Source organism: Bacillus pumilus (genome assembly GCF_038738535.1).
Lineage (GTDB): Bacteria > Bacillota > Bacilli > Bacillales > Bacillaceae > Bacillus.
Genome location: NZ_CP046128.1, coordinates 1248784 through 1273847, shown reverse-complemented (window position 1 = coordinate 1273847; position 25064 = coordinate 1248784). Strand labels below are relative to the sequence as shown.

At 40.6% G+C, this 25064-nt stretch carries 26 protein-coding genes and 2 riboswitches; of the genes, 9 read left to right on the top strand and 17 right to left on the bottom strand.

Features of this window, described 5'->3' with window-relative positions; genetic code table 11:
• Positions 1-62: 62 nt before the first annotated feature.
• The 3 genes from GKC25_RS06265 to motB all read left to right on the top strand — a co-directional run bounded on the left by GKC25_RS06265 (position 63) and on the right by motB (position 4092).
• A complete protein-coding gene (locus GKC25_RS06265; RefSeq protein ID WP_187704472.1) occupies positions 63-2165 on the top strand; it encodes an ATP-dependent Clp protease ATP-binding subunit in 2103 nt (700 codons plus the stop codon).
• A gap of 375 nt (positions 2166-2540) precedes the next feature.
• On the top strand, positions 2541-3335 hold the full coding sequence (gene motA / locus GKC25_RS06260) for a flagellar motor stator protein MotA (protein ID WP_034662877.1): 795 nt from the start codon (positions 2541-2543) through the stop codon (positions 3333-3335).
• Complete coding sequence (gene motB, locus GKC25_RS06255; RefSeq protein ID WP_060596120.1) at positions 3328-4092, top strand: flagellar motor protein MotB; 765 nt, start codon at positions 3328-3330, stop codon at positions 4090-4092. The genes motA and motB overlap by 8 nt, the downstream gene beginning before the upstream one ends.
• A gap of 29 nt (positions 4093-4121) precedes the next feature.
• Here motB and GKC25_RS06250 read toward each other — a convergent pair whose 3' ends face one another.
• Positions 4122-4577, bottom strand: coding sequence for a MarR family winged helix-turn-helix transcriptional regulator (locus GKC25_RS06250; protein WP_034662884.1), 456 nt, complete (start codon positions 4575-4577; stop codon positions 4122-4124).
• A gap of 205 nt (positions 4578-4782) precedes the next feature.
• Here GKC25_RS06250 and GKC25_RS06245 point away from each other — a divergent pair, with 205 nt between their 5' ends.
• The gene (locus GKC25_RS06245) at positions 4783-6288 is read left to right on the top strand and encodes an ATP-binding protein (protein ID WP_034662888.1); all 1506 of its coding nucleotides are present in this window, start codon (positions 4783-4785) and stop codon (positions 6286-6288) included.
• Between the two features lie 46 nt (positions 6289-6334).
• On the opposite strand, the gene GKC25_RS06240 is transcribed toward GKC25_RS06245, so the two are convergent.
• The 6 genes from GKC25_RS06240 to GKC25_RS06215 form a co-directional block, all read right to left on the bottom strand.
• Positions 6335-6577 carry an aspartyl-phosphate phosphatase Spo0E family protein gene (locus GKC25_RS06240; protein WP_034662891.1) on the bottom strand — a complete coding sequence of 81 codons (243 nt, stop codon included), beginning with the start codon at positions 6575-6577 and terminating at the stop codon, positions 6335-6337.
• 301 nt (positions 6578-6878) lie between these two features.
• Positions 6879-7409, bottom strand: a complete 531-nt coding sequence (locus tag GKC25_RS06235) for a 1,2-dihydroxy-3-keto-5-methylthiopentene dioxygenase (RefSeq protein WP_106037812.1) — start codon at positions 7407-7409, stop codon at positions 6879-6881.
• 16 nt (positions 7410-7425) lie between these two features.
• Entirely contained in the window at positions 7426-8064 is a 639-nt protein-coding gene (locus GKC25_RS06230; RefSeq protein ID WP_095285068.1) for a methylthioribulose 1-phosphate dehydratase, read from the bottom strand.
• Entirely contained in the window at positions 8028-8723 is a 696-nt protein-coding gene (locus tag GKC25_RS06225; RefSeq protein ID WP_034662901.1) for a 2-hydroxy-3-keto-5-methylthiopentenyl-1-phosphate phosphatase, read from the bottom strand. The genes GKC25_RS06230 and GKC25_RS06225 overlap by 37 nt, the downstream gene beginning before the upstream one ends.
• Positions 8724-9944, bottom strand: coding sequence for a 2,3-diketo-5-methylthiopentyl-1-phosphate enolase (mtnW, locus tag GKC25_RS06220; RefSeq protein WP_106037813.1), 1221 nt, complete (start codon positions 9942-9944; stop codon positions 8724-8726).
• 101 nt (positions 9945-10045) lie between these two features.
• Positions 10046-10147, bottom strand: a riboswitch (SAM riboswitch).
• A 44-nt stretch (positions 10148-10191) separates the two neighbouring features.
• Positions 10192-11382, bottom strand: a complete 1191-nt coding sequence (locus GKC25_RS06215) for a pyridoxal phosphate-dependent aminotransferase (protein ID WP_034662908.1) — start codon at positions 11380-11382, stop codon at positions 10192-10194.
• 163 nt (positions 11383-11545) lie between these two features.
• A riboswitch (SAM riboswitch) is annotated at positions 11546-11704 on the top strand.
• A gap of 79 nt (positions 11705-11783) precedes the next feature.
• On the opposite strand from GKC25_RS06215, the gene mtnK reads away from it, so the two are divergent.
• Both mtnK and mtnA read left to right on the top strand, forming a co-directional pair.
• Positions 11784-12977 carry an S-methyl-5-thioribose kinase gene (gene mtnK / locus GKC25_RS06210; RefSeq protein WP_034662911.1) on the top strand — a complete coding sequence of 398 codons (1194 nt, stop codon included), beginning with the start codon at positions 11784-11786 and terminating at the stop codon, positions 12975-12977.
• Between the two features lie 6 nt (positions 12978-12983).
• Positions 12984-14045 carry an S-methyl-5-thioribose-1-phosphate isomerase gene (gene mtnA / locus GKC25_RS06205; RefSeq protein WP_034662913.1) on the top strand — a complete coding sequence of 354 codons (1062 nt, stop codon included), beginning with the start codon at positions 12984-12986 and terminating at the stop codon, positions 14043-14045.
• Positions 14046-14070: 25 nt separating this feature from the next.
• Here mtnA and GKC25_RS06200 read toward each other — a convergent pair whose 3' ends face one another.
• The 3 genes from GKC25_RS06200 to GKC25_RS06190 all read right to left on the bottom strand — a co-directional run bounded on the left by GKC25_RS06200 (position 14071) and on the right by GKC25_RS06190 (position 16985).
• Entirely contained in the window at positions 14071-14205 is a 135-nt protein-coding gene (locus GKC25_RS06200) for a hypothetical protein (protein WP_262417168.1), read from the bottom strand.
• A gap of 91 nt (positions 14206-14296) precedes the next feature.
• Positions 14297-14788: a methylated-DNA--[protein]-cysteine S-methyltransferase gene (locus GKC25_RS06195; protein ID WP_066030983.1), complete on the bottom strand. Its 492-nt coding sequence runs from the start codon at positions 14786-14788 to the stop codon at positions 14297-14299.
• 1 nt (position 14789) lies between these two features.
• Positions 14790-16985, bottom strand: a complete 2196-nt coding sequence (locus tag GKC25_RS06190; protein WP_034662920.1) for a PAS domain-containing sensor histidine kinase — start codon at positions 16983-16985, stop codon at positions 14790-14792.
• Positions 16986-17277: 292 nt separating this feature from the next.
• Here GKC25_RS06190 and GKC25_RS06185 point away from each other — a divergent pair, with 292 nt between their 5' ends.
• Positions 17278-18297: an acyltransferase family protein gene (locus GKC25_RS06185; RefSeq protein ID WP_034662922.1), complete on the top strand. Its 1020-nt coding sequence runs from the start codon at positions 17278-17280 to the stop codon at positions 18295-18297.
• Positions 18298-18324: 27 nt separating this feature from the next.
• Here the strand turns inward: GKC25_RS06185 and GKC25_RS06180 are convergent, their stop codons facing one another.
• From GKC25_RS06180 to htpX, 5 genes are all read right to left on the bottom strand, one after another.
• Positions 18325-18507: a hypothetical protein gene (locus tag GKC25_RS06180; protein ID WP_034662925.1), complete on the bottom strand. Its 183-nt coding sequence runs from the start codon at positions 18505-18507 to the stop codon at positions 18325-18327.
• On the bottom strand, positions 18500-18664 hold the full coding sequence (locus GKC25_RS06175) for a hypothetical protein (protein ID WP_187704470.1): 165 nt from the start codon (positions 18662-18664) through the stop codon (positions 18500-18502). Before GKC25_RS06175 ends, GKC25_RS06180 begins: the two co-directional genes overlap by 8 nt.
• Before the next feature lie 6 nt (positions 18665-18670).
• On the bottom strand, positions 18671-19189 hold the full coding sequence (locus GKC25_RS06170) for a DUF421 domain-containing protein (RefSeq protein ID WP_034662926.1): 519 nt from the start codon (positions 19187-19189) through the stop codon (positions 18671-18673).
• A gap of 97 nt (positions 19190-19286) precedes the next feature.
• On the bottom strand, positions 19287-20636 hold the full coding sequence (locus GKC25_RS06165; protein ID WP_080869518.1) for a TrkH family potassium uptake protein: 1350 nt from the start codon (positions 20634-20636) through the stop codon (positions 19287-19289).
• Between the two features lie 143 nt (positions 20637-20779).
• Positions 20780-21679, bottom strand: coding sequence for a protease HtpX (gene htpX, locus GKC25_RS06160; RefSeq protein WP_034662931.1), 900 nt, complete (start codon positions 21677-21679; stop codon positions 20780-20782).
• Between the two features lie 280 nt (positions 21680-21959).
• Between htpX and GKC25_RS06155 the strand changes: the two genes are divergently transcribed.
• Together GKC25_RS06155 and GKC25_RS06150 are read left to right on the top strand one after the other, a co-directional pair.
• Positions 21960-22688 carry a DUF1836 domain-containing protein gene (locus GKC25_RS06155; RefSeq protein WP_187704469.1) on the top strand — a complete coding sequence of 243 codons (729 nt, stop codon included), beginning with the start codon at positions 21960-21962 and terminating at the stop codon, positions 22686-22688.
• A 105-nt stretch (positions 22689-22793) separates the two neighbouring features.
• A complete protein-coding gene (locus GKC25_RS06150) occupies positions 22794-22988 on the top strand; it encodes an alpha/beta-type small acid-soluble spore protein (protein ID WP_003211343.1) in 195 nt (64 codons plus the stop codon).
• Between the two features lie 39 nt (positions 22989-23027).
• Here the strand turns inward: GKC25_RS06150 and GKC25_RS06145 are convergent, their stop codons facing one another.
• Together GKC25_RS06145 and sigI are read right to left on the bottom strand one after the other, a co-directional pair.
• Positions 23028-24209 (bottom strand): anti-sigma factor domain-containing protein, encoded by a 1182-nt coding sequence (locus tag GKC25_RS06145; RefSeq protein WP_034662936.1) that lies wholly within the window; start codon positions 24207-24209, stop codon positions 23028-23030.
• Complete coding sequence (sigI, locus tag GKC25_RS06140; RefSeq protein WP_034662939.1) at positions 24206-24961, bottom strand: RNA polymerase sigma factor SigI; 756 nt, start codon at positions 24959-24961, stop codon at positions 24206-24208. The genes GKC25_RS06145 and sigI overlap by 4 nt, the downstream gene beginning before the upstream one ends.
• Positions 24962-25064: the final 103 nt, after the last annotated feature.

Sequence of the window (25064 nt, the reverse complement as noted above, 5' to 3'; positions counted from 1 at the left end):
CATTTTCTTTAACATTCATTGGTCAAATAAAGTCAAACTTTATTTTAAGGAGGTTATGGCAAATGCGTTGTCAATATTGTCAAGTAAATGAAGCAACTATTCGCCTGAATATGCAAGTGAATTCGTCCCGGAGCCAAATGGTTTTATGTGAAGACTGCTACACCTCTTTGATGGAGCAATCAAAAATGAAAATGGGACCTCAATTGTTCGGGGGAAGCTCATTCTTCTCTGAGCAAGCAGGACATGCACAAAGCGGAGAGCAGCCAAAGCAAAAAGGCTTACTCGATGAACTTGGCCGGAATTTAACAGATGGCGCAAATGCTGGTTTAATTGATCCAGTCATCGGCCGTGATGAAGAAGTCGCAAGAGTCATTGAAATTTTAAATAGAAGAAATAAAAATAACCCTGTTCTGATTGGTGAACCAGGTGTTGGGAAAACAGCGATCGCTGAAGGACTCGCACTGAAAATTGCAAGTGGCGATGTACCAAATAAATTAAAGAACAAACAAATCTATTTATTAGATGTCTCCTCCCTTGTAGCGAATACAGGGATACGTGGTCAATTTGAGGAAAGAATGAAGCAGTTAATTAAAGAGCTGCAAAGCCGTAAAAATATTATCTTATTTGTAGATGAAATCCATCTTCTTGTAGGCGCAGGATCTGCCGAAGGGTCAATGGATGCTGGAAACATCTTAAAACCAGCCCTTGCACGAGGCGAGCTTCAGCTAGTAGGTGCGACGACATTAAAAGAATATCGTCAAATTGAAAAAGATGCCGCCCTTGAACGACGCTTCCAGCCCGTCATTGTAGATGAACCAACACAAGATGAAGCGATCGAGATTTTAAAAGGCATTCAAGATAAGTACGAAAGTTATCATGGCGTCACTTATTCAGACGAAGCTATTCAAGCGTGTGTTCAATTATCTTCCCGGTATATTCAAGACCGTCATTTGCCGGATAAAGCCATTGATTTAATGGATGAAGCAGGTTCAAAAGCGAACCTCTCCATTGATGCAGCAAGTGAAGATGAACTAACGAATCGTCTGACAGAAATCGCTGCTGAAAAACAAGCTGCTTTAAAAGAAGAACAATACGAAAAAGCAGCGAAGCTTCGAGATGAAGAAGAAGCCATTGAAGCAAGACTTCAGAACAAAACAAATGACAAAGAACATGTCGTCACAGCAGAAGCCATTCAAGCCATTGTGGAACAAAAAACAGGCATCCCTGTCGGCAAACTGCAAGCAGACGAACAAACCAAAATGAAAGAAATTGACGTCCGCTTAAAAGCACGGGTGATTGGTCAGGAACATGCGGTTGAAAAAGTGGCGAAAGCTGTGAAAAGAAGCAGAGCCGGCTTAAAATCGAAACATAGACCAACAGGCTCCTTCCTATTCGTTGGACCAACAGGTGTCGGGAAAACCGAATTGTCAAAAACGCTAGCTGAAGAATTATTCGGTTCAAGAGATGCGATCATCCGTTTAGATATGAGTGAGTACATGGAGAAACACTCAGTATCCAAGCTCATTGGTTCTCCTCCTGGTTATGTTGGACATGATGAAGCGGGTCAGCTGACGGAAAAAGTGCGCAGAAAACCATACAGCATCATTTTGCTGGATGAAATCGAAAAAGCACATCCTGATGTGCAGCATATGTTCCTTCAAATCATGGAAGATAGCCGGTTAACAGACAGCCAAGGCAGAACCGTCAGCTTTAAAGATACGGTCATCATCATGACAAGTAACGCAGGCAGCACAGATAAAACGGTCAAAGTCGGCTTCCAGTCTGATCAGGAAGAAGCGATTGAGGAACAATCACTCATTGATTCACTCAGCGCCTATTTCAAGCCAGAATTCTTGAACCGTTTTGACAGCATCATTCAGTTTGACTCATTAGATAGAGATGATTTAGTGAAGATTGTGGATCTTCTGCTCAATGAGCTGTCAGAGCAATTAAAAGAGCAACATTTAACAGTCCATGTGACAAAAGAAGCGAAAGAAAAAATTGCAGAACTTGGATATCATCCTGCATTTGGTGCTCGTCCACTGAGAAGAACCATTCAAGAGCATGTTGAAGATCAAATGACGGAAATATTGCTTGAAGAAGAAAAGCTTTCAGGATTTACTGTAGATGTTGAAGATGACGAAATTGTAGTAAAAAAAGGATAAGTACATCCTAAGAAGGATCTACAGCTCCATCATGTTGCGGTGTCTAAGTTCCATCCGCACGCCGACGCCCCCTCCGCCTCTTTTCCTTTACGATAAAAGAAAAAGAGGTGGATCACATGATGAATTGGAGCTATGATCTTGTCAAAATTATGTATGAAGAAAAATTAAAAGAGCTGCTTTTAAATGAAACTGCTCAAAGAAATTAAAAAGAAACTCCCTTTATATCAGAGGGAGTTTCTTTTTTAAGGTAATAGAAAGCGCTTTCGTCAAAATTTCTTCACAGAAACTGCCTTAATTTTATATTCTGACTAAAACCCTTCTAGAAGACACCGATATTAACTATAGAAAAAGATAGTTAAAGGATTTGGTGAGATAATGGACAAAACATCGTTAATAGGTATTATTTTAGCATTTATTGCACTGAGTGTCGGTATGGTTTTGAAAGGTGTAAGTCTAACCGCTCTTATCAACCCAGCGGCTATATTGATCATTGTGGTTGGGACGATTGCAGCTGTTGTCATCGCATTCCCATCTAGTGAAATTAAGAAAACGCCAAAATTGTTCGGCAAAATTTTCAAAGACAACCAGCTTCCAACGATTCAAGAAATGATCCCTCTTTTTTCAAACTGGGCACAAATTGCGCGTCGTGAAGGTCTTTTGGCATTAGAAGCTAGCATTGAGGAAGTAGATGACGATTTCCTTAAGAACGGCTTAAGTATGGCCGTTGACGGTCAAAGTGCAGAATTTATTCGCGACGTCTTAACAGAAGAGGTTGACGCCATGTCTGAAAGACATCAGTCAGGCGCATTAATCTTTACACAAGCCGGTACATACGCTCCGACGCTTGGTGTACTTGGCGCCGTTGTCGGACTTATTGCCGCACTTGCAAACATGGGAGATATTGAAGCACTTGGACATGCAATCAGTGCAGCCTTCGTTGCCACACTGCTTGGGATTTTTACCGGGTATGTGTTATGGCATCCATTTGCCAACAAGCTGAAGCGTAAATCAAAGGAAGAAGTAAAGCTTCGTCTGATTATGATCGAAGGGATCCTTTCTGTTCTTGAAGGTCAATCTCCAAAAGTGATTGAACAAAAACTTCTCATGTACTTACCAGCGAAAGAACGTGCAAATCTTGTCATTGAAGAAGGAGAAAAACAAAATGGCTAGGAAACGTAAAAAACATGATCACGATGACCATGTAGATGAATCTTGGCTGATCCCTTATGCCGATCTTCTGACGCTTCTACTCGCTCTCTTCATTGTGCTTTTTGCATCTAGTTCGATTGATGCGGCAAAATATGAACAGATGGCAAAGTCTTTTAATGTCGTCTTTACGGGCGGTACTGGTGTCATGGATCAAACCAGCATGCAAAGCACTGAAGAAACTGAAAATAGCAACCAGACCAAGAAAGCAGCCGAAGAAGATGAAGAAGCCAAAGCGAAAGCTCGAGACCATGCCGTTCTCACAAAGGTCAAAAAGCAAGTGGATTCCTTCATTGCCAATAAGAAACTTGGAGCTAAGCTCGAAACAAAGCTCACGGACGAAGGTTTGCTCATTACGATAGAAGACAGTATCTTCTTTGATTCTGGCCGGGCGGTTATTCGCCCTCAAGATGTCCCGTTAGCAAAGGAAATCTCAAAACTACTTGTCATTAACCCCGCTCGTGACATCGTCATTAGCGGACATACTGATAATGTACCGATCAGAAATTCAGAATTTGAATCCAACTGGTATTTAAGTGCCATTCGTGCTGTAAACTTCTTGAGTATTCTACTTGAGAACAGCAATCTAGACCAAGAGAACTTTAGTACAAAAGGTTTCGGTGAATTCAAGCCGGTTGCTTCAAACGATACAGCAGAAGGCAGAAGTAAAAACCGACGCGTAGAAGTACTCATTTTACCGATTGAGAAAAAAGCGAAATAAAAAAGGGAGCCCTCGGCTTCCTTTTCTATTTATTCTGTATGATCATATAAATGCTTTGCACGCAGTCCCACATGTTTGAGCATATCAATGCAGGCATCCTTCTCTTCTTCGCTCAGGACACTGATCATCTCATGAATTTCTTTCGCATGATCCGGGAAGATATCATCAAGCAAAGCTCGTCCCTGCTTGGTAATATGCGCAAATGTCACCCTGCGGTCTTCTGCACAGGCCCTACGACTGAGGAGTTCTTTCTTCTCCAATTTATCGACCACATACGTGATGCTGCCGCTTGCAAGTAAAATCTTATCACCGATTTGCTGAAGCGGCTGATCCCCTTTATGATACAGTAATTCTAATACTGCAAATTCAGTCGGATTCAGCCCGTGCTTCACAATATGTTTGTTCATGTGATGATTAATCGAGCGATAGGCACGTGATAATACAATAAATAATTTCAAAGATTTCTCAACATTATGATTTTCCATTTTTTTATCATCCTTTATGAAATGCAACCCACTAATGTGACATTAATAAACAATAAGTAAAATGTCAACATCTTGATCCATCTTTAGCATGAAAATGAGACCAGAACGAATCACCTAATTTTTTAAAAATCACACAAGTCATCGTAATAAAGATAGGTTCAATGCTATAATAAGTCTATTAGGTAATACGTTGGAGCGATGAATGATGAGTATACTGAAAGGGTTTTGGAAAAAGATCAGGCTGTACCTTATTTTGGTCATGATTCCAACCCTAATCATTAGTTATTTTATCTACGAAAAAGAAACGGAAAAAATCGACTTAAAAAACAAACAAACTGCTACACTTATGTTAAATATTCACAAAAACCAAATGAATTATTTAATTAGTGAAACAGAAGCGAGATTAACTTCACTTGCCATGGGATTTGACCAGCCTCTCGAGACGAAAAAAGTAGAAAACATCCTAGAGAAAATCTATAAACAAGAACCTCGTTTTTCAGGTCTGTATCTCCTAGACAAAAAAGGAAATGTATCAGTAAGCACCACACCGTTAAAGGAAAAAATCAACCTATCATTTAGAGATTACTTTAAGCGCATTCAAGTGACCAAGCAGACGGTGATCACAGATAACTATGTGAGCCGAATTACAAAACAGCGGATTCTCTCCATTTGCGTGCCTGTTCTGGATGAAAATGAAGAAGTCACCAATGTGCTAATTGCCGCCATTCAAATTGATTATTTAAGAAATATTATGAATGTATTGAACCCTGATCTTCATTTTAAGATGCTGAATCAAAATGGACATGTGGTGTTTACAAGTGGTCCGCAGCCAGCATCAGAAAATGGCAGCACCGTGTCTACATATTTAGATGAAAACAGCTGGAAGCTGGAGGTCTTTCCGCAGCGCGCGTCTACAGGTGAAGTGCTGTCTGTTATGTTGATCCCTTTATCCAGTGCTTTTATTTTATTAAATATTTTATTCACACTTGTTCAATATATCATTTTAAGGCGTCAAACCCAGCAGGAGCGTCACCAAAATGAAGCGCAAAAGCTTGAATTAATCGGAACCCTCGCAGCAAGTACGGCACACGAAATTCGCAACCCATTAACAGGGATCAGCGGATTTATACAGCTTTTGCAAAAGAAGTATCATTCAGAAGAAGATCAGCTCTATTTTTCTGTCATTGAAGAAGAAATTAAACGAATCAACCAAATCGTCAGTGAGTTTCTTGTATTAGGGAAACCAACGGCAGAAAAATGGCAGAATAACTCTGTAAAAGAAATTGTAAGTGAGATCATGCCGATCGTTTTCTCTGAGGCGAACCTTTATAATGTTGAGGTTGATTTGCAAATTAATACGATTCAGGATGTTGGGGTATATTGCACAAAGGATCACATTAAACAAGTCGTATTAAATGTAGCGAAGAACTCGTTAGAAGCGATGCCAAATGGCGGTCATTTGAAGATTTTGATTGAGGCTGAAAAAGAACATGTCATCATTAAAGTGAAAGATACGGGTGAAGGCATACCAGAAGAAATGTTAAAGCATATCTTCCTTCCTTTTATTACGTCGAAGGAAAAAGGGACAGGTCTTGGGCTTGTCGTGTGTAAACGAATCATTTCGATGTATGGCGGGACAATTGATATCGAGAGCGAAGTGAATAAAGGAACAACCGTCATGATCATGCTTCCTTCTGCTCACTCAGCATAGCTGAAACATTCAGCCGGTTTTGCTTAGGCAAGACCGGTTTTTCATGTCAATAAGAAGGGCGGTTCACAGATAGAAGACTCATTTGAGATACAAGATCATGAAAGGAGGGGGCAGATTGTTTCTCATGAAAAAGGAGATACTGATACTCATTCATCAGGTTGTCTAGTTCTTGACTATATTTAATTGTCGTCTCACCAGTGTAGCCTTCCGCTTGAGCAGCTTCTACCATCTGTTTTCTCTTCTCATCAATGGACATCAGCAATTGTTCTTTCCTTACATAAATATTCATGATCTCAGCTCCCGCAATGAATTCGACTGTCTATGCTCAAAATGATCCGACACCAAAATTATACTTTATTTGTAAATTAAATTAAATATGCTTATTTTATTTAATTTTTTACAGCCTAAAGACCTCTTACCCAATCTAATTTGGGGGTAAACTTCAAATTTGGACAGGACTGACACATGGATTAAACAGAATTTTATCCTATGCGGAAGATCAAAATCAACTATTTTCTTTCTCATTTTATGCCTATTTTCCTAAAAAAAAGCTGATCATCCGCCTCATGCGGAATGATCAGCTCCTGTTATTAAACCGTTTCTTCCTCGTAAATTGGCACCCAGCCCTCAGTTGTGACAAATATGCGAACTGCGACCACTTTGCGATCCTCTTGAAGTGTAAAGTAGTGACGAATATGTGGCGGGACAGAAATTAAATCGCCTGGATTCAGTCTCACGTCAAAAAAGACGCCATTCTTACTCTGAATGGCAAAGATTCCATGCCCGCTTACAATAAAACGTACTTCGTCATCTGTATGATGATGCTCACGCTTAAAATTTTGGAGCAGCTCATCTAGATTTGGTGTGGCGTCAGATAATGAAATCACATCCTGCGCTTTGTACCCTCGTTTTTCAGATATACGCTGGATTTCCTTTTGAAAAACAGTCAAAATCTCTTCCTTTTCCTCATCTGTTAAATCATACTTTTCTGATAACCGGTTTGGCAGCTTTGCAATATCCCAATGTTCATAAATGACCCCTTGCTTTTCTAAATATGCTGCTACCTCTTGCTCGCTTTCAAGTAATGTGTTCTCTTCGTTATGAATCAAAATCGTCGCCATGTGCTTTTCCTCCTTTTTATCTGACAAGCTGCTTTTGATAAAGCATTAATTTTAAGTGGTAGCTAAATAAAAATTCATACGCCTCTAATACTCGTTTTGCTTCAAAGGCTGTTTTTCCCCAGACAGTGATGCCGTGATTTCGAATGAGCACCGCACCTGATTCTGACTCTTCAGTGAGATGCTTTGCAAATTGTGCTGCAAGATGCGGAATGTGGGCTGGATTTTCAATAATCGGTATCGACACTTCTGCATCCTCTTCCCAGTAACCAAGCGCCTTGATGATTTCGTTTCCTTTCAAACGAACCTCGCCCTTACCCCCATACAGCTCAGACATCACATTATTATCGATTGTATGGACATGGAGGCAGCAACCTGCTTCCGTCCGCTCATACACGTATGTGTGAAGCAGTGTTTCGGCTGATGGTCTAAGCTGTTCGTTCGGATCATCAGGCTTGCCTGCTGCGTTCACTAAAACAAAATCTTCATCCGTTTCTTTTCGTTTATCTTTACCGCTTGCCGTCACCAAAAACGTGATTGGATCATCCGACACCTTGATCGATAAATTGCCGCTTGTTCCGTAAAACCAGTCTCTTTGTGCCAGTTCACGTTTGACGTCTGCTAGCTCCTGCCAGCGCTTGCTCTTTGCGTCTGCCATTCCTTCACTTCCTTTATTTGATCAAATTGCGCTTTAAGATCAATAAATGTTTCATACTCTTGATATATAAGCCCAAGCTCCTTACATTCATTCAGCAAGTAGTCGCGCGCAAATGTGAGATCCGCATGCTTTGCCGCCTCCACATCGGTGACTGAATCTCCGATCATGATGATGAAGTCATTCTTATGGGTCAGCTCTCGAATGATTGACGGCTTGCAGCATCCACAGCCATTTTGACATTGCGAATCGCAGGCATGCGGCCATTCAATCTGAATATGATCTTCCCCAAATGAGGCATGATTGCAATAAATATTGTCTCTGCCCACAATGCCCTCGAGTATGGGATAGACAAAAAAGTCCATCCCGCCGCTTAGCACATAGAAAGGGATATCAGCCTTTTTCACATAATCAACAAATTGCGTGAATCCTTCTCGAATCTCTGTATCTTCTAAAATAAACGACTGAATGGCTTCTTTTTGATCACTCGTCAGTAATTGAAACATCTGCCCGACGCCTTCTTGAATGGTGATCTCCTTTGAGAGAACATCATCCTTCAGCTTCGTCCATTCACTTGGTGCAAAGTGTTTCATGATGCGAATGATATTATCATTTTTCGTAATTGTTCCATCAAAATCACAACATACAATTGGTTTTTTCATTTATTCCGCTACCCTTCCCCATAGATCAAGTGCTGCTTTTAAGTCTTGGCAAGAAGCTGCCTTCTCTTGGATCGACTCTCCATGTATCACCGCATCAATGATCGATCGAAATGCTTTCCCTCCACCGATGGCTCCACGCGGATGTCCGTGAATTCCTCCACCAGCATTAATCACATGATCGAGTCCAAAATCTTTAATCAATACTGGAACCATTCCAGGGTGAATGCCTGCTGACGGGACTGGGAACGTTTTTTGCACCAAATCCTCTTTTACACAAGCTTCATAGATTCCAAAAGCATCTTTTTTCGGAAGTGCGACCGACCCATAAGGTGAGGGAAAAAGACTCAAATCAGCGCCAGCATATCGATTTAATTTACCTAAAAGAAGAGAATGCGAGAATCCATATTCAGGCGATGATGTCAAAGCGCCGCTTACTGCGGGATGGGCCATGATAGGCAATGGAATATCTGGATCCTCAGCTAAGCTTTGCATGACATCTAGTCCGTAGGCAAAGACATTGAATAAGAGTGCATCCGCTCCGAGTTCAGCTGCCTTTCTTGCTCGATCCTTCAGTTCAAAGGTTCTGCCTGTTAAATTAACGGCATATAACGTTCGGTGCCCTGTCTCTTCATATGTTTCTTTTAATATCTTTTTTCCTTCTTTGATTCGTTCTTCAAAAGGGGCTAGCGGGCTCTCAAATAAAATTTCATCGTCTTTGATAAAGTCAACGCCGCCTAATGCTTGTAAATGGAGCTGCTCTTTTAAATCCGCCATATCACGGCCAATGACACCTTTAAAAATACTCATCAACAACGGACGATCAAACACGCCTGCTTTTTTGCGTATGCCATCAATTCCAAATACCGGTCCTGGCAGGCTTCTTTTAAATCTATCCGAGAATTGTATATCGACTAGCTTCACTTTTCCATCAAGTGAAAGCTTTCCAAAGATCGTCGTCAAAACGGCCGGTATATCAGCTGAAAAGTTAGCCTCAGGATAAGCAATGGTCACCTCAGATTGATATAGGCCATTTTCGGCTGAAGCAACCTTTTCTGATACTTTTTCTACCCGTCCTTTATGTTTTTGAAGCTGCTCCTTTTTGAGCTGCGGCAAATCTGTCCATGATCCCACTGTTAAACCAAGTGCGATCTGCTCCGCTTTTCGGTTCACTTGTTCATCCTCTCGATGTGTTAATACGTATGTTGCCAGTAATTCACTCACTAGGAATCCCCTTTCGATTGCGTCATGCATATGGTCAATAAAAAACCTCTTCAAGTGCTTTGTCAGCGCCTTAAAGAGGTTATTTCGTGTCATTCATCCGAATCTTATCTCTCAGCGCTTGCTGCAAGAATTAGCACCGTGCTTCATGGAAGTCGGTTGCCGGGCTTCATTGGGCTAGTCCCTCTGCCTACTCTTGATAAGAATATTCAATTTTCTTAAATATTGTCTGAATTATCGCACCATTTTTTTATGTTGTCAATGGCTTATTTTCAAACAGATTCAAGGCAGCGATACGCCGAGCGGCTTCTTGTAACCGCTCATCACTTGTTAAAAGCCCAACTCTCACGTACCCTTCACCGTGAGTACCAAACCCATTCCCCGGAGCCACAACAACATGTGCTTTCTCTAATAATACGTCAGAAAAAGATTCAGATGTATATCCTTCTGGCACCTTTAGCCAAGCAAAAAATGACCCCTTTGGTGCTGTGACCTCCCAGCCAATCTCCTTGCAGGCAGCGATCCACACATTTCGCCTTTTCTCATATCGATCATTTTGCACCTGTACGCACGTTTGGTCGCTTAATAGGGCTTCCGCTGCTGCATCTTGAGTTGCTTTAAACAGTGAAACAAACAGGTGATCCTGATAAAGCTCAATCGCTTCAATAACAGACGGATTTCCTGCTGCAAAACCCACTCTCCAGCCGGCCATATTATACGTTTTAGACAATGTATAAATTTCAATACCCGTCTCTTTCGCTCCATCTGTTTGCAAAAAGCTGATCGGCTTTTTCCCATCAAACCCAATGCCGCCATACGCAAAATCATGGACAACACAGAGTTTGTGATCTCTCGCAAATGTAACGGTTTCTTCAAAAAACGCACGACTTGCCGTGGCACCTGTCGGATTGTTGGGATAATTTAAATACATCAACTTTGCTTTTTTCTTATCATTCTCAGGCAATCGATCATAGTCAGGTAAAAAATCATTTTGTTCAAGAAGCGGCATCGTCACCATCTGAGCTCCAGCAAGCACGGCACCTGACCAATAATCAGGGTAACCAGGGTCTGGGACAAGGAGTGTATCTCCAGGATTCAGCAGGCATTGCGGCAGCTCAACAAGTCCCGCTTTCCCGCCAAATAAAATCGCAATCTCCTTCATCGGATCAAGCGTGACACCATATTCTCTTTCATAAAAGGCGGCGGCAGCCTTTTTTAATTTCGCTGTTCCGCGGAATGACGAGTATTGATGATTTTCAGGTTTTAATACCGCTTCCTGCATGGCTTTTACAATATGCGAAGGGGTTGGCTGATCAGGATTTCCCTGCCCTAAATTAATGATATCTGCCCCTTCCTGCACCTTTTTCTGCACCTTTTGGACAAGAGACGCAAAAAATTGTTTCGGTAATTGTTTCAATACATCTGATTGCTGGAATTCCATTTCTTCACCTTCTATTCAAGTTACGTAACAATACAAACACTGTAATGGATTGTTTTATGAATTGTAAAGCAATTTTGAAAAAAGATTGACATGTGAAGCGCAGCTCTGATAATATCTTGAATTAAGAAATGCAAACAGACACGAAACAATTACATATTGATTTCTCTTATCGAGAGTTGGGCGAGGGATTTGGCCTTTTGACCCCAACAGCAACCGACCGTTAATACCACTGTGAAGTGGGGCGCAGCAAGTAAGCGCCAAGACAATTGTCTTATAGGGCACGGTGCTAATTCCATCAGACGTATGTGCTGAGAGATAAGAGAGGCTTTGAGCATACACGCCATCAAGCCTCTTTCTCTCAGGAGAAAGAGGCTTTTTTATATGATTTGGAGGGATAGCAATTGGTTACACTTACGGCATCATATGAAGAATTAACAGAAAGCTCGGCAGTTGCACTCGCAATTAGACTTGGCTTGATCCAAGAAAGCAGTCATTTGACATGTACGGAAATCGGTGACGGGAATTTAAATTACGTCTTTCATATTTTTGATCACAAACAAGAAAAAGGATTGATCATCAAGCAGGCCCTGCCCTATGCCAAGGTGGTCGGAGAGAGCTGGCCGCTTACATTAGACCGCGCGAGAATTGAAAGTGCTGCCCTGATCAAGCAGTCAGAATATACGCCGCACCTTGTACCTGCAGTCTATTATTCAGATACAGCTCTTGCTGTGACGGCAATGGAGGATCTATCACACCTGGAAATCGTCAGAAAAGGGCTAATTGCCGGAAAACAATATCCGCATTTATCCGATCATGTCGGAGAATTTTTAGGAAAAACACTTTTTTACACTTCTGACTTTGCCACAAATCCTAAAATCAAAAAACAATTTGTGAAGCAATTTACGAATCCGGACCTTTGTGACATTACCGAAAAGCTCGTCTTCACAGATCCTTTCTTTGATAGCGGCACAAATGATTTCGAAGAAGAATTAAGAGAAGCTGCCGAAGCGCTTTGGGCAGATCTTGAAGTGCAGGCCAAAGCAGCCGAACTGAAGCGTATTTTCCTGACATCTGCTGAAACACTCGTTCATGGAGATCTTCATACAGGCAGTATTTTTGCAAGTGAGACGGAAACAAAAATCATTGATCCAGAATTCGCCTTTTATGGTCCCTTTGGATTCGATATTGGCCACTTTATCGCTAACCTGTTCCTCAATGCTTTGTCTCGTGAGAATGAACACGATCAGCAGTACCTCTTTGACCATGTCATCAATGTATGGGCGACATTCAAAGAAGTGTTCGCAAAAGCTTGGAAAGAAGACAGCATTGAAGCGTTTAGTGTATCTGACAGTTTTTTAGAAACAACCTTTGACCGTATTTTAAAAGAAGCGGCAGGCTTTGCGGGCTGTGAGCTTGTCCGCCGAACAATCGGCCTTGCTCATGCCGCTGATCTCGATGCGATTCCATCACCATCTAGACGGATTCAGCAGAAAAAAGCAGCACTAACGCTCGGAAAAACAATGATCAAACAATATCATGCAGTGGAAGCAGCGTCTGACCTCGTCGCATTATTCCATCAATCTGTAAAGGAGTGACGGGTTTTGTCTAAAGAATTTGAAGTCCCCCGTTCTGTGGAATGGGAAGAAAACCATATTAACATTTTGAATCAGCAAAAATTACCGGCCGAAACTGAGTTTGAGCATTTATATACAAAAGAAGACGTGTATGATGCCATTGTCACGTTAAAAGTGCGGGGAGCACCTGCCATTGGCATTACAGCAGCTTTTGGACTGGCGCTCAGTGCCCAAGACATTGAGACAGAAGAAATTGATGTTTTTAAACAAGAAGTCATTCAGATAAAAGAATATTTAAACAGTGCTCGTCCAACCGCTGTGAATTTAGCCTGGGCTTTAGAGCGATTATTGCAGCGCATTGAGCGTGCAGCTTCGGTCAATGCAGCCAAAACAGACCTTGTCCATGAAGCCATTCAAATTCAAATTGAAGATGAAGAAACATGCAGACAAATCGGTCAAAATGCACTCCAGCTCTTTAAATCGGGTGATCGTATTATGACCATTTGCAATGCAGGCTCCATCGCCACGAGCCGGTACGGAACAGCCCTTGCTCCATTTTATTTAGCCAAAAAGAAAAATCTCGATCTTCACATTTATGCCTGTGAAACACGCCCTGTTCTTCAAGGGGCTAGGCTGACAACATGGGAACTCATGCAAGGCGGCGTAGATGTGACGCTCATTACAGATAACATGGCAGCCCATACGATGAAAGAAAAGCAAATTTCCGCTGTCATTGTTGGAGCTGATCGTATTGCCCGTAATGGAGATACGGCGAATAAGATTGGAACGTTAAGTCTCGCCATTTTAGCTAAGCATTTTCAAATTCCGTTTTTTATAGCTGCACCGCTTTCCACCTTTGATGTATCAACCCAAGACGGGGCAGATATTCCAATTGAAGAGCGTGATCCGCTGGAAGTAAAGGAATTAAACGGCGTCCAAATTGCACCGCCTGATGTTCAGGTATTCAATCCCGCCTTTGATGTCACTCCTCACCATCTCATTTCAGGTATTATTACAGAGAAAGGGATTATCACGTCGAACTATACAGAAGAGATTGATGCTCTGTTCGCTGAAAGCACCTCACTCTAATCATAAAAAAAGCGCCGTGTACTTATTATTTAAGAGCACCGCGCTTTTTTATTTCATTCGTTTTTGCTAAGATTTCTTTTTTCTGTTCTTCTGTCAAAACGTTCATTTTGACACATAGTGATGTGACGGCATACATTTTATTCTTTTTGCCCCAAAACATTCCCTAGCGCCCTCCTTTTTCCCTCAACCAACTTTTTTAGCTTAATAAAAGGATATGTCGCTTGACAAACATTTGGAACAGGTCAATCGATTTATTTTTGAACAAATGGGATACCTTCTAATTCTAGCAGAACCGCTTTCATGTCTGTTTTTGTTCCTGCATAGCCCGTCAGAGAGCGGTCTTTTCCAATCACTCTGTGACAGGGAATAAAAATAGGTAATGCATTGCGTCTGTTCGCTTGTCCAATCGCTCTTACAGCTTTTGGGTTGCCAATCGCTTCTGCAATGTCTGCATAGCTTTTTGATTCACCATATGGAATAGTCGAAAGTGCTTCCCACACCTGCTCTTGAAACGGAGATCCCTTTTGCTTGAGCGGGAGATCGAATACTTGGCGCTCTCCCTTGAAATATTCATCTAGCTGCTTTTTCGCTTCTTGTAATACAGGCGTTTCTTCTTCTTTTAGATCGGCTTTCTGCTTTTTTACTAAAAATGGCTCATCATCAAACATCACCTCGATGATGGCATCGTCTTTTTCTAGTATGTATAATGCCCCAATTGGTGCGTGATAGACGGTATAATACACGTTAGTGCTCTCCTTCTTGTTTCTTCTGCCTCAGTGGAAGCGTGAGATGGAAGACGGTTCCTACCCCTTCCTCACTTTCTACCTCAATCGTTCCTTGATGCTCTTCAATAATTTTATAACTAACCATTAAGCCAAGTCCAGTTCCTCTTTCTTTTGTCGTATAAAATGGTTCCCCTAGACGCTTGAGCTTGTCCTCTGCCATTCCGCAGCCTTCATCCCGCAGTGAAATGACAATATGCTCTTCGCCCTTCCGCTGAATGCTCACATAGACATTTCCTTTTCTCGGCATGACTTCAATTGCATTTTTCAAAATGTTAATAAAGACCTGTTTTAATTGGTTTTGTTCACAATAAATGAGCGGAATCTCATCCAACACATTGAGATGCATTTGAACGTTGCCGAGGTTCGCCTGTGCGTGCAAAAGATCCATCGTGTCTTTCATAATTTGCACAACATTTTTTTCTTCATATACGATGGCTTGCGGTTTCGCTAAAATCAAAAATTCGGTGATGATGGATTCAATTCTTTTCAGCTCTGAAGTGATGACATTGAAATAGAGCGAATACTCCCCTTCAATATTTCCTTTTAACAGCTGTATGAAGCCTTTTAATGCTGTCATCGGGTTTCTAATTTCATGAGCAATTCCAGCGGCAAGCTCTCCGACCACATGAAGGGTATCTGATTTTCTCACCCGCTCTTCTAATTCCTTCCGCTCTGTCACATCTCTAAAGATCGCCAAATTCATATTATGAATAATGTTGCGTTTAAAAGAGAATTCCAATATACGCTGATCTGGATGGTTCAGCACAAACGGAACTTCATTGTCCATTTCATCTAACGACATCGCCTGAGCAGGCTGTGCCAAATGTTCAATTTGATAAGGCGCAAGGATATGGAAAAGGTTCATTTCCGTTAAATGATCGTCTTTCAATCCGAGCAGCTCGCTTGCGGATGGATTGACTTCGATAATGCGGTACTGGTTATCAAAAAGAACAATGCCGTCCATTGATCCATTAAATACTTTACGGAATTTGAGCTCACTTTCGCGCAGCTCCTCTTCCATTCTTTTTCGATCACTCACATTACGTAAAATGGTTAAGTGCTGTCCTTCTAATACCGCATGCTTTGATGTAAACTCGAGCTCTTTAAACTGACCATTTGCCATTCTGAACAACAGCTCTTCCCTTATTTCATGATTCCGAATATAACGTCTTCTAGTCGGCCTATATCTCTGATCAGATTTCACGAGAAAGTCTGTGAGTTTCTTGCCAATCAGTGAGTGCATAGGCAATTCAAAAATTCGACAGGCTGATTCATTTGCTCTCACAATCTCTCCATCATCTGCCCATATGATGATCGCATCCATTGCATTTTCGAAAATTTCTCTAAAGCGTTCCTCACTTTTTAACAGCTTTTCTTCCATTAACCTTTTTTCTGTAATATCCCGCATGATGGACATATAAAAACCGCTCATGACATTTGATGTAATCGTGAGCTCGAATAATTTTTGCTGGCCAGATTGAAGGGTAACGGGAAGCTCTCCCTTGGCTTTCCCTGTTTCTTTAAGTGACGTTAAAAGGTGCTGCAAGGCTGGAAGATTTTCATCTTCGACAAATTCATTTAAATAACGATCGGTTAAATCGGTCTTTTGTAGCTCAAAGCTCTGACAAAAAGAGTGATTGGCGTCGATCATGCAGCCATCCTGATCAAAAATGACCATCCCGTCAATGGCTCGGTCAAACAAATCTTTGAACAGCTGCTCATTCATGGAGCGTTCTCGTTCTAGTATTTTCTTTGAGGAAATATCTCGCATGACCACGATATATTGCTGATTCACGACGTCATTCTCTGCAACAAATTCAATGTATTTTGTTTCCCCGTTTTCAAGCTGAATGGAGATTTCTCTTCTTAACTTTCCTTTTCGAAAAAATAAATCAAGGGAGCATTCAATTTTGTCTTTCGGGATGCCGTATAGGAAATCTAGAACGGATTTATTGAGGAGGTCTTCTTTCGATGTCTGTACAAGCCTGCATGTCGCTTCGTTGGCTTGGATAATATTGAGGTGCTGATCAAATATGAAAATGGCATCTAACGTCTTATTTAACAGCCTCTTTTGCTGCATCAACTCTGTTCGCAAATATTCGTTCTCTTTTTCTAATTTTCTGATATCTTCTGCGCCATCGAGCGTTTCAGTCATTCTCTTACACTCCTTTTCCAGCCTCATTCCTCTACAATATTTCTACAATATTTTCATTGTTCCTTCATTCGACTCATAAAAAAAATAACTTTTTACACGAAGACTGTCTCTTTTATTTCATTTGGATGACAGGATCGAACTGCGATTCTCTTTTCTTACGCTTCTTTTACAACCGTTCTACAATTTCACATCAAATAGCGAAATGAGCCAAAATGTATTTTAAAATGGGGCAAATACGGGAATAGTGCACATAGAACATTTATGTTTGAAATCAAGCAGGAAAGGTGATGTTATGGCATCTTCACGAGATAGTTATTTTGATAATGCGAAATTTCTTCTGATTTTTCTAGTTGTTTTTGGTCATTTGTTACGATCATTCATTCATGATAATGATTGGATGCTCTATTTATACAAGTTTATTTATACTTTTCATATGCCCGCCTTTATCTTGGTTTCCGGCTTCTTTGCAAAAGGCTTTAGAAAGCCAGGTTTTATGAAAAAAGTCGCCGTTAAGCTGATCATCCCATATTTAATTTTTCAGGTGATCTATTCAGTTTACTATTATCTCTTGCAGGATCAAAGCATGGCCAATTTAAATCCAATTGATCCGCAATGGTCTTTATGGTTTTTAATTAGTTTATTTTTTTGGAATTTGCTGCTCATTCCTTTTTCTAAACTTCCGTTTCACTGGGCGATGATCGTCAGTTTGTCGATTGCGTTACTTGTCGGTTACGTGGACAGCATCAGCAATACGCTCAGCTTATCGCGTACGTTTGTCTTTTTGCCGATGTTTTTAGCTGGCTTCTATTTAAAAAAGCAGCATTTTGAATTCATCCGTACAAGCAAAGGAAAGCTGGCAGCACTTCTTGTATTAATGGCTGTATTCTTATTTTGCTATTTCTATGAATTTGATTATTCCTTCTTATTTGGATCACAGTCATATGCTTCTCTTGGAGATGAGGGATTGATTGCGGCAATGAAACGAATGGCATGGTACATGCTTGCATTTGGCGCTACATTCAGCTTCTTTGCATTAGTGCCAACACGCCGTTTCTTCTTTACAAAATGGGGCACAAGAACGTTATATGTGTATTTACTACATGGCTTTGTGATCAAGCTGCTTAGAACGACTTGGTTTGACGACTGGGCCCTGAATACAGCAAGTGTACTGATGTTATTGCTGCTGACCATTCTGTTAACCTTTACCCTGTCTAGCACCTTTGTTAAAAACGTTGCACAGCCAGTGATTGAGCTCAAAATGAACAATCTTTTGCGTACAATCACCGGCAGACAAGGCAGTTATATCAAATAAAAAACGATCCCGCAAGGATCGTTTTTTCTATTTTTCATCCATGTGTCCATTGTGACATTCAGCATCTTTCTTAGGTTTTACAAGAGTATCAATCCATTTGCTGCTGTTGATATCTCCAAGCTCACTGCCAAATTCCTCTTCTAAGATATCTGGGTCCATTGGCCTCTTATGATCTTTCATGTCCTTGCTCTTCACATGCTTTTTAGTCATGAGATCCTCCTCCTTGTTTCCCTTTGTGAGAATTTCGGTTTGCCTGACGATCTCTTGATTGTTCATCAAATTGGGTTTGTCCTTGATCATGTGCCAGGCTTTCTGTCGGTGTCATATTATTTGTCAGTGCTTCATTTTTCGCTGCTTTTCTTTTCATCTGAAATCAGTCCTTTTTTAACATATTTAGTTCTTCTCTTAATTGGTCTAGGAGTTCCTTCATTTGTTTGACCGTCACGGGCTTTTCTTCTGGCTTTAACTCATAGCCAATTTGTCCATTGGCTTCTAGGGTGGCTTTTTTGAGACAGCTGATGTCTGTGATGCCTTGCTGCTTTAAGCGCATTTTGAATTCATCCCTAGTGAGCCTCGTTTTCTTCAGCTTGTGATCAAGCATTTCTCCATCCTGCAAAATGACCACAGATTTCCCTGAAACCAATTTTTCAAAGAAATCAGATTGGATAGACAATTTTTCCATGATGACGAGTGCAATGATAAATGTAGCAGCGGCATAAATCGTTTCAAGTAAATTGTGCTCAATAAAGGGTTGGATAATAATCGATCCGATTGAAATCATGATCACTGTTTGTTGAACAGTTAATTGACTAATGGATTTAGGCCCTGCTATTCTCAGCAGCAAGGTACCAACTAGCAGCATGACAATTGCTTTCCATATTACATCCAGCACGTCTCGTTCACCTCTTACCTATAGATTGCGAACATCTCGCGTGATTTAGCCAGTTAGATAATGGAAATAAAAAAACAGCATTCGCTCGGAATGCTGTTTAGCCGATGATGACACGCTCTTTCGGATAATGATAATTCGCTTCGCTTTCTCTTCGGCCAATTAAGTACAAGAAGCTTGGAATGCCGATCCGTCCAATAAACATGACCATCATAATGATACACTTACCGAAAACAGAGAGCTCAGAGGTAATCCCTAGTGATAGCCCTGTTGTTCCGAATGCAGAACAGACTTCAAATAAATTTTGAAGAAGCGTATTTTGCTCGGATAAGGTTAATAAGAATGTAGCGCCAAACACCAATATAAAGGCCATCATCGTCACCATTAGAGATTTGTTTATATCCGCTTGATGCAGCTCTCTTTTGAAGATTTTAATGGACTTATTTCCCCGAGCAAAATGAAACAGTGCGAGTAAATTAAGGGCAAAGGTGGTTGTCCGAATTCCGCCCCCAACCGAGCTTGGAGATGCCCCGATAAACATGAGCAGACATAAAAATAACAGCGTCGGTTCTGTCAATTGAGTAATATCTAATGTGGAAAGTCCACCACTTCTTGTGGCGGTCGATTGGAACAATGAATAAAACAAAACTTCGTGCCAGCTCTTCCCTAAAAACGTAAACCGGGCTTCAAGGGCATAAATCCCAATAGCGCCAACAATGACTAAGCTGCCAAACGTAATCGTTGTGATTTTTGTAAACAATGAGAACGATGCGTGCTTTCGGTCTTGATTAAATAAGTAATCCTTTACTTCTACGAGGACAGGAAAGCCAATGGCTCCAAAGATGATCAGCAGCATCGTAATAAATTGGACAAAATAATCATCTTTGTAAGGGATGAGCGAGTTCCCTGTAATATCAAAGCCCCCATTGGTGGTCGCACTAATACTTGAGAAGAAGCCATGTAAGAATGCTGCCTGCACATCGTAATATTTGAGAAAATACATGCTTAAAATCAGACCGCCTACAAACTCAATGAGCAAAATTAAATATAAGACCTGCTTCATTAATTTCACAATTCCTGATAAATTGCTCTGGTTTTGATCTGCCATGATGAGCTTTCTTTCTTTAATCCCGATCCTTTTTCGCATGACAATCCACACAAAGGTACCGAGCGTCATAATGCCGATACCTCCGATTTGCAGGACAAACGCAAGGATCCACATACCTGCCACACTAAATGTTTGGGAGGTATCAACAACGGTGAGTCCTGTGACACTTACCGCACTCACTGCCGTAAATAATGCATCGATAAATGTCCACTTCACCACCCCATCTTGATGAGCGACTGGCAAACTTAGAAGAATAAATGAGACGGTCACAGCAAGAAAATAATAAAGGGCAATCAGCTGGAAAGCCGATAGCCGGTCAATTAGCTTTTTAATTGGGTTCATTGTCATTCCTTCTTTTAACTTTCAATTTTCAATACTTATCATTTTAATGAAAAGAGACATGATTTTAAAGGTATTTTATGCTTTATTTACTTTTTCATCAAAAAAGAAAAGACATCCTGTAACAGAATGTCTTTTCGTCTCTCTTATTTTGCTTCTAGTCTTCTGATTCTTTCGTTTAAATCAGGGTGTGTTGAGAAAAGAGAAGCTTTTCGTTTACCACTGATTTTAAGCGTAGCAACTGCTGTTTGATCATCATCTTTGATTCTTGACGTATACGCCTCAAGTGAGCGAAGCGCATGAATCATTTTATCTTTACCGGCAAGGTCAGCTCCGCCGCGGTCTGCATGGAATTCACGGTGTCTAGAATATGCAAACACGACAAGGCTTCCTAAGATAGAGAAAATGATTTGGAAAACAATCACTGCGATAAAATGAACAATCGGCACAAGCTCTTCACGCGGAACAAAGCGGCTTGCGATCCATGCCGCAATTCTTGAAAGGAAGACAACGAACGTGTTGACGATCCCTTGAAGCAGCGTCATTGTCACCATATCACCGTTCGCAACGTGAGCAACTTCGTGAGCGATTACACCTTCAACTGCTGCATCATCCATTTCATGAAGCAATCCAGTGGAAACCGCAACAAGTGATCTTCTCTTAGAAGGACCTGTCGCAAAAGCATTTACTTCAGATGATTGATAAATACCAACCTCAGGCATTTTAGAAAGGCCTGCTGCTCTTGATAATCTGTGCACGCGGTCAACAAGCTGCTGCTCATCATATGTTAATGAATCCTTTTCAGGGTTTAACACACGCACACCCATCATCATTTTTGCCATCCAGCGAGACATTGCAAGTGACATGAACGAGCCAACAAAACCAACAACTGCACTGAATACTAGCAATGCCACAAAATTAATTCCACCATCTGCTCCTATATAAGAACCAACACCAGTTGCTGCACTAATAACCGATAGTACAATACCAATCGTAGTGATAACAAGAATGTTCGTTAATATAAACAGAAATATTCTTTTACCCATACATAACCTCCGCTGTCATATTAAGTTCATTTGAACTTATTAATAAAATTATAAAAATAAACGTCTCAAATTGCAAGGAAAAAGGAATCATTTCCTATGTTTATCATAACGGCTTAAGCCCCGTCACTTCAATATTTACGACATTTGCTACAGCTGAAAAGTGAACAAATTGTGACGCCGCTTTCTGGATTTTAGTTTATTTTGCATTTTCATCAAAAAGAGATTATGATGTTGAATTAGATCAATTATGACGTTTTTGACGTACAAACGAGGTGGAATAATGGGTGCTTTTAAATTAACGAGAATTGACATGACAAGTCTTCTCTATTCTCTAAAAGGAGAGGGAGATCTGACTCCGCTTCAGCTATTAAATTTATCTGTAAAAAAAGACAAACATCACGAACATGACGAGCTAAAAATCCCTTCTTTTTTTGAGAGGCTTGAACGGCGGAAACACAAATCAGAGCATGGACTCTCCACAAATGAAATTGTAGAATTAGGAAACCTATGCGAACTGACTTCTCTTAAATCGACAGCGATTCAAAACTGGATCAAACGTGATATTAAAGATATGATTGGCCACCCTGAGCTTGGAAAGAAGTACTCAATTGATCAGGTCGTTATTTTATTAATTGTTAGAGATTTAAAATCAGTTTTTGACTTTGATGCCATCCGTACCATCTTATCTGCCTTATTTAACACAATTACGGATCGAACTGATGATATTATTAGTCCACTGCGCTTTTATGAAGCATATGCGCATGTCCTTGATTTTATTTATCATCATACTCTTTTTCCGTTAAAAGAAACAAACTTACGGGAAATCACAGAGGAACAGACAGATAAGCTCCGTGAAGAATTTTCTGAATTGACACAGCACCAATGGCATTTGATCAAAGGCATTATCAGTTCAACCGTTTTTTCTGTCTTTACTTCACACTTGCAAAGTACGGCACAAGAAATGATGTTTCATACACTGCAGCATCAGGATAAAGAAGAACCGAGGTGAATCATCACCTCGGTTTTTTGTGCAGCAATTGCCAGCATAATTGTACGCTGTTTTCTTCAAAATAAGAAGGCGCAACAAACATGAGGTGAAAGGAGGAATATGGACATGGCAAACCGAAATCAACTTCTTGTTCCTGGAGTAGAACAAGCATTAGATCAATTTAAATACGAGATCGCTCAAGAATTTGGCGTGACTCTCGGTTCAGATACAGTCGCACGTGCAAATGGTTCTGTTGGCGGTGAAATTACAAAAAGACTCGTTCAACAGGCTCAATCACAAATGGGCAATCAATCTAAATAAAAACATGGTGAAATACGCCGGAGCTATTCTGGCGTTTTTTTATTGTTCATATGTGTGCTCATCCCGGTTCTCACGATAAGGGGACGGTACACCTTTTCCTTGCTTCATATGTTCTCTTTTTCGTTCAGCGGACGGCCGTTTCTGATCCCTGTCGTTTTTTTTTGTGTGCTTTTCAGCGCCACCACGTGATGTGCCGTTTGGATTTCTTTTGTCATCAGGTTCCGTTGAGTGATTTTTTTTTTGTTCTTTATCGATAGAACGATCCTTTTCTTCCTTTATTTGATTGTCTTTGCTTTCATCATCAGGTTTTGTTTGGTGAGGCTTTTGAATAGATCCTTGCTCTTCCCTCTCTTGATCCTTCTGCTCTTTGTCTTCAGCTTCAGGAGCCTCTTGATCTGGCTTCATCTCTTCGCTATCGTCTGTCTTGACGTCTTCTTGTTTGTCTTTGTCTGTTTGATCTTCATCATCTTTGTTAGGCTCTTCTTCTTTGACAGCATCACTCTCTGCTGCGTCTTCATCCTTTTTAATGTCTTCTTGATCTTTGTCTTGCATTTCTTGATTTCTGATATATGTGCCTGTTGAAATGCCTGCCTTTTGAGCTTTTTCTCTTGTTTCCAGGTCACTTTCTACAGTTTCTAGCTTGTAATCGCGCTTTTGATATTCACCAGAGATGGTGTTAATTTTACTTTTGACGTTGGTTTTATATGTATGGTCCTGCTTGTTTTCATAAACCGTTGAAATATAAATGCTCTTAGAGTGGTTCACGTAACCTTTTTTGTCACAGTCATCTATGATTTCCTGCACGACTTTGGTCATGTCGTTTTTTTCCAAATCCTTCATACTGGCCAGTACTTGTTTCGCATCTTTATTCAGTGGTGTGACACCGATCACTTGATAATCGTGATCAAGCTTCAGTTCAAAGCTCGGGTTAATGTCAATTGTCATATATGCATATGCTTTTTGACTTGAGAAAGATGGCATCATAGTAAAAATCACGACAATAATCGCTGCGATTGATAGGATTCCTGCATTTAACGGACGTAAACGAAGCAGGTCAAAAAAACCGGCTCTTTTTCTTTCGAGACGTGATTCATTCGGAAATGTCACTTCTTGACCGATTTCATAGTCTTGCTGTTCATATTTTGTCCGCAGAAATTGTCCATCAGGGGTCAGCAGCGTGACATATTTTTTGTTTTTCTCTACTATAATGCCTCTTCTCATGAATTAAGCACCCCTTTAAGGTAATCTTTCAAATACACATAATCTCCTGTCATAATGATCGCCATCGCAATGATGTATTTTCTATTTCTCTCAATCGTTTTGCGGCTGACTTCCACTAGCTTTTCAAGCTGTTTGACTGGTAATTGTTTTTTCTGAAATAAAATGGTTCTGAGCTCATCGTGTTCAACGAGTGTGTGGGCTACTTTAATGGCATTTTGCCTGGCATCTGCATGCTTTGGTGAATGTTCAAGCAGCTCTTGAAACGTGAGACCGTATACTTTTAATCGTTCTTTAAAATGTTCTATTTCTTCTCTTCTATGTTCTTGTTCAATTAAACGTCTATATTCATTTGTAGACAGCTCTGCTTCAATCATGCTTTGAGAGTACTCGCCATTTTCACTTTCTTGCAGGTCCATTTGAACCGTTGGCGCATTTCTCGCTTCTTTTCGAATATAGTCGATCACTTTTCTTTTAATAATTAATTCTGCGAAAGCAAGGAGTGAGTTTCCTTTTTCGGCAGAGTATTTTTCTATCGCTTCATTAAAGGCAATTAAGCCTATGCTGAATTCATCATCTTTTTCATCTATATATCGTTTACAAACGGATGAAACCGTCTTAGCGACAAATGGTTTGTATTGCTCTATTAATGCATTTTGCAGCTCGATATCACCTTGTTGAATACTGATAGCCGACTGCTCTAATGTTTGCTTTTTCTTTCCTTTTTTAAACAAAAGGCTAAGCAATGGTTTCACCTCAGTTCTCCCTATATTACTCATTTATGATAGCTAATTTATGAGGGAAGCGCAAAGGAAGAAATGAGGAATTCATTTCCTGTTACTCAATTATGACATGTAT

Bases quoted from the DNA above. Each gene is read 5' to 3' on its own strand.
- GKC25_RS06265 (WP_187704472.1), top strand. From the start codon at position 63: ATGCGTTGTCAATATTGTCAAGTAAATGAAGCAACTATTCGCCTGAAT.
- motA (WP_034662877.1), top strand. From the start codon at position 2,541: ATGGACAAAACATCGTTAATAGGTATTATTTTAGCATTTATTGCACTG.
- motB (WP_060596120.1), top strand. From the start codon at position 3,328: ATGGCTAGGAAACGTAAAAAACATGATCACGATGACCATGTAGATGAA.
- GKC25_RS06250 (WP_034662884.1), bottom strand. From the start codon at position 4,577: ATGGAAAATCATAATGTTGAGAAATCTTTGAAATTATTTATTGTATTA.
- GKC25_RS06245 (WP_034662888.1), top strand. From the start codon at position 4,783: ATGAGTATACTGAAAGGGTTTTGGAAAAAGATCAGGCTGTACCTTATT.
- GKC25_RS06240 (WP_034662891.1), bottom strand. From the start codon at position 6,577: ATGAATATTTATGTAAGGAAAGAACAATTGCTGATGTCCATTGATGAG.
- GKC25_RS06235 (WP_106037812.1), bottom strand. From the start codon at position 7,409: ATGGCGACGATTTTGATTCATAACGAAGAGAACACATTACTTGAAAGC.
- GKC25_RS06230 (WP_095285068.1), bottom strand. From the start codon at position 8,064: ATGGCAGACGCAAAGAGCAAGCGCTGGCAGGAGCTAGCAGACGTCAAA.
- GKC25_RS06225 (WP_034662901.1), bottom strand. From the start codon at position 8,723: ATGAAAAAACCAATTGTATGTTGTGATTTTGATGGAACAATTACGAAA.
- GKC25_RS06215 (WP_034662908.1), bottom strand. From the start codon at position 11,382: ATGGAATTCCAGCAATCAGATGTATTGAAACAATTACCGAAACAATTT.
- GKC25_RS06200 (WP_262417168.1), bottom strand. From the start codon at position 14,205: ATGTTTTGGGGCAAAAAGAATAAAATGTATGCCGTCACATCACTATGT.
- GKC25_RS06190 (WP_034662920.1), bottom strand. From the start codon at position 16,985: ATGACTGAAACGCTCGATGGCGCAGAAGATATCAGAAAATTAGAAAAA.
- GKC25_RS06185 (WP_034662922.1), top strand. From the start codon at position 17,278: ATGGCATCTTCACGAGATAGTTATTTTGATAATGCGAAATTTCTTCTG.
- GKC25_RS06180 (WP_034662925.1), bottom strand. From the start codon at position 18,507: ATGACTAAAAAGCATGTGAAGAGCAAGGACATGAAAGATCATAAGAGG.
- GKC25_RS06175 (WP_187704470.1), bottom strand. From the start codon at position 18,664: ATGAAAAGAAAAGCAGCGAAAAATGAAGCACTGACAAATAATATGACA.
- GKC25_RS06165 (WP_080869518.1), bottom strand. From the start codon at position 20,636: ATGAACCCAATTAAAAAGCTAATTGACCGGCTATCGGCTTTCCAGCTG.
- htpX (WP_034662931.1), bottom strand. From the start codon at position 21,679: ATGGGTAAAAGAATATTTCTGTTTATATTAACGAACATTCTTGTTATC.
- GKC25_RS06155 (WP_187704469.1), top strand. From the start codon at position 21,960: ATGGGTGCTTTTAAATTAACGAGAATTGACATGACAAGTCTTCTCTAT.
- GKC25_RS06150 (WP_003211343.1), top strand. From the start codon at position 22,794: ATGGCAAACCGAAATCAACTTCTTGTTCCTGGAGTAGAACAAGCATTA.
- GKC25_RS06145 (WP_034662936.1), bottom strand. From the start codon at position 24,209: ATGAGAAGAGGCATTATAGTAGAGAAAAACAAAAAATATGTCACGCTG.